At 69.3% G+C, this 4,036-nt stretch carries 3 protein-coding genes; all 3 read left to right on the top strand.

The window, feature by feature from the left end:
• Positions 1-1,827, top strand: a 1,827-nt coding sequence (locus VFF46_RS20435; protein WP_325038762.1) for a DEAD/DEAH box helicase, incomplete at its 5' end; no start/stop codon positions are given.
• A 570-nt stretch (positions 1,828-2,397) separates the two neighbouring features.
• Positions 2,398-2,562, top strand: a complete 165-nt coding sequence (locus tag VFF46_RS20430) for a hypothetical protein (protein WP_325038761.1) — start codon at positions 2,398-2,400, stop codon at positions 2,560-2,562.
• Between the two features lie 818 nt (positions 2,563-3,380).
• The coding region (locus VFF46_RS20425; RefSeq protein WP_325038760.1) for a DUF222 domain-containing protein at positions 3,381-4,036 on the top strand (656 nt) is incomplete at its 3' end.

Raw genomic sequence — 4,036 nt, 5'->3', positions numbered from 1 at the left:
CTGCGGTCCGGGCTGCGGCTGACCAAGCCGTCCGAGCGCGACGAGATCAAGCGAGTGGTCGCCGAGCGTACGGCGGACCTCCCGGACGAGGACCTCGGCGTGCTCGGGTACCACGACTTCGCCGAGGCGCTGTCGCGCGGGATCGCGGCGCACCACGCGGGCATGCTCGCGGCCTTCAAGGAGGTCGTCGAGGAGTTGTTCGCGCGCGGGCTGATCAAGGTCGTGTTCGCCACCGAGACGCTTGCCCTGGGCATCAACATGCCGGCGCGGACCGTCGTACTGGAGAAGCTGTCCAAGTGGAACGGCGAGGCGCACGTCGACATCACGCCGGGGGAGTACACGCAGCTCACCGGGCGGGCCGGCCGGCGCGGGATCGACGTCGAGGGGCACGCGGTCGTGCTCTGGCAGCCCGGGTTCGACCCGCGGGCGGTGGCCGGGCTCGCGTCGACGCGTACGTATCCGCTGCGGTCGTCGTTCTCCCCGTCGTACAACATGGCCGTGAACCTCGTGCGTCAGGTCGGGCGGACGCGGGCGCGGGACATGCTCGAGCTGTCGTTCGCGCAGTTCCAGTCCGACCAGGCCGTGGTCGGGCTGGCGCGGCAGGTGCAGCGCAACACCGAGGCGCTCGAGGGGTACAAGGAGTCGATCGAGTGCCACCTCGGCGACTTCCTCGAGTACGCCGCGCTGCGCCGCCGGATCGGTGATCGCGAGGCGTCCGGGTCGAAACGGCGCAAGCTCGACCGCCGGGTCGAGGCGCAGGAGTCGATCGAGAAGCTGAAGACCGGCGACATCATCCGGATCCCGGCGGGGCGGAGTGCGGGCTGGGCGCTGGTGCTCGACCCGGGGATGCGGTCCGAGCGGGAAGGGCCGCGGCCGACCGTACTGACGCTGGACCGGCAGGTGCGGAAGCTGTCGATGGTCGACTTCCCGACGCCGGTGGAGGCGATCGGGACGCTGCGGATCCCGCGCAAGTTCAACCCGCGGAACCCGCAGCAGCGCCGCGAGCTCGCCCAGGTACTGCGGACCCGGACCGACCTGCTCGGCGAGGACGGCCCGCCGTCGTCGCGCCACCGGGACGTGGTCGCGCACGCCGACGACCCGGAGCTGCAGGAGATGCGGGCGCAGCTGCGCGCACACCCGTGCCACGGCTGCTCGGACCGCGAGGACCACGCGCGCTGGGCGGAGCGGTACTTCCGGCTGGACCGCGAGAACCGCGAAGTCCAACGGAAGATCGAGCAGCGGACCAACACGATCGCCCGGCAGTTCGACCGGGTCTGCCAGGTGCTGGACGCGCTGCACTACCTCGACGGCGACAAGACCACCGAGGCGGGGGACCGGCTGGCGCGGATCTACACCGAGCTCGACCTGGTCGCTGCCGAGTGCCTCCGGCAAGGTGTGTTCGACGACCTGACGGTGCCGGAGCTGGCGGCGTGTTTGGCGGCGCTGGTGTACGAGTCCCGCTCGAAGGACGACCCGACCTCACCCAGGCTGCCGCGCGGCGACGTACGGGATGCCTTGGAACGGATGGGCTCCATCTGGCGCGACCTGTCCGCCCTGGAACGCGACATGCGGGTCGACTTCCTGCGCTCGATGGACCTCAACTTCTGCTGGCCGGCGTACCGCTGGGCCTCCGGCGCCTCCCTCGCCGAAGTCCTCTACGAATCCGACCTCGCCGCCGGCGACTTCGTCCGCTGGGTCAAACAACTCATAGACCTCACCGAACAAATAGCCGACGCCGCCGGCCCCACCCCCCTCCGCACCACCGCCCGAGCCGTAGTAGACCAAATCCGCCGAGGCGTAATCTCCTACGCCACGGTCGTCGACTAACAACCCCACCACACACAAAGCCCACCTCCGGCGGCGGCCGTTTCGTTGGCCTCCCGCGGCGAGCCCGCGCTTCGCGGCCGCTGCCTTCTGGCCGCCTTCGGCGGTGTGCTGCTGCTCCGGGTGCTGGTGAACCTCGGGGCGAGTTACGGATGGTATGAGGCGGTCACAGCTTCGCGGGGGCCGTCCTGTGAGCCGCCTCCGGCGGCGTGCTACCGCCCCCGGGCAGGTCGTGTCCGCGGTCGGCAAGCGTGCCGCGTAAGAGGTCACCGCTTCGCGGCGGCCGTGCGGTCTCCCCCTCGGGGCGTCGTCCGCCTTGCTGGCCGCCCTCGGCGGCGTGCTGCCGCTCCGGGTGCTGGTGAACCTGTCCGGGTGGCGAGCTGCAGATGGTGGAGAGCGCACACGAAGCGGACACAGCTTCGCGGCGGCTGTCCTGTTACCCGCCTCCGTCGGCGCGCTACCGCACCGAGTGCTGGTGCACCGGTCCGGCTGGCTACGGACGTTGGATGAGGTACACGAAGCGGATATCGCGCTGCTGTAGCCGAACGCCCGCTCAGTTCCGCGGCGGCTGTCGTGCCAGCCGCCTCCGGCGGCCTGCTACCGCTGCCGGACGGGATGTGTACGCGGCCGGCAACCCGTGCCGCGAGTAGAGGTAACCGCTTCGCGGAGGGTGTCTTGTTGGCGGCCTTCGGCGGCGTGCTGCTGCTCCGAGTGCTGGTGAACCTGTCCGGGTTCTGAGCTACGGATGGTGGAGGAGACACCCGAGGCGGACACCGCCTCGCGGCGGGCTGTCCTATTGGCCGCCTCCAGCGGCGTGCTACCGCTCCGTGTGCTGGTGGAGCTGTCGGGGTGCCTGCTACGTCTGGTGGGAAGTACGCGAAGCGAGCATCCGTTCGCGGCGGCTGTCTTGTTGGCGGCCTCCGGCGGCGTGCTGCCGCTCCGCGTGCTGTGGACCCGCAGGGGCAGCGGGTACGGGATGGTGGGGTGGTCCGCGAAGCGGTCACGGCTTCAGGGCGTCTGCCTGTTGGCCGCCTCCGGCAGCTGGCTGCCGCTCGGAGTACTGGTGGACCTGTCGGGGTGGCGAGCTACGGATGGTGGAGAGGGCACACGGAGCGGACACTGGTTCGCGGCGCTGGCTGTTGGCCGCCTCCGTCGGGGTGCTGCCACGCCGCGGATGCATGCCGCCAGCAGGTGGCGCTCGTCCAGAGATCGCCGCTTGCGCGGCAGGCGTGTTCGGGGCGGCTGGAGCGGGATGCAGCCGCAGGCCTGTGTTGTTGCTATAGGCAACTGGTTGTGCGCGGGATGGATACAGCTTCTACGAGGGAAGGGCGCCGTTCGGCGGTGATGGTCCGCCGGCTGTCTCCGGTGGCGCGCTCCTGCCGTGGTGTGAGGTGGTGTGAGGTGGTGTGTGAGAACTGACTTCAAATCTGTGGATAACTAAATCTCCTTGAAAACAAGGGATTCTAGCTTTGAAACTGTCGGAGGTGGTGGGTAGAGTTATCGGCATGGATGTTCTCGGTGGACGCTCTGTGGTTGCGTTGGGCAACCATGAGCTGATGCCTGCGCTCGATGCGCTGGACGCCGAGATCATCCGGCTGCAAGGGATCCGGCTGCAGATCGTCGCACGCACCGAGGAGAGCGGCTTCGCGCAGGAGCTCGGCGCGCGGGACACGGTCGAGCTGCTCGCGCTGCGGCATCGCCGGGACCGTTCGGAGGCCTGGCGGGACGTGCGTTTGGCTCGCGCGTTGCCGAAGTACGCCGCGGTTGGTGCTGCGCTCGCCGACGGCATCACGTCCGACGACACGGTGCGGCCGATGCAGACCGCGCACGCGGCCGCGATCGTCACCGAACTCGAACGCGTCCGCACTCGAGTCCCGGTGGAGGATCTGGATGTCGCGGAGGAGCAGTTGGTTGGGCTTGCGGCTCACCTGTCTCCCAAGGAACTGCGCACCGCTGCGAAGCAGCTGTGCAACCTGCTGGACTCCGACGGCCCAGAACCCGAGGAGCAGAAGGCGTACGGGCGTGAGTCGCTGACGTTGAGCGCGGCCGAGAACGGTGTGAAGTTCAGGGGTTATCTGGCCAACGAGAACGCGGAACTGTTGCGCGCGGTGATCCATGCCGGTGCCCGCCCGCACAAGACTGCTGATGGTGAGCATGATCCCCGTGCCCGGGACAAGCGGCAGGCGGATGCGCTCACGACTGCGTTGACGGT

Source organism: Kribbella sp., assembly GCF_035655035.1.
Taxonomy (GTDB): domain Bacteria; phylum Actinomycetota; class Actinomycetes; order Propionibacteriales; family Kribbellaceae; genus Kribbella.
The sequence above is the reverse complement of the archived record's forward strand: the minus strand, read 5'-3'. Positions and strand labels throughout refer to the sequence as shown.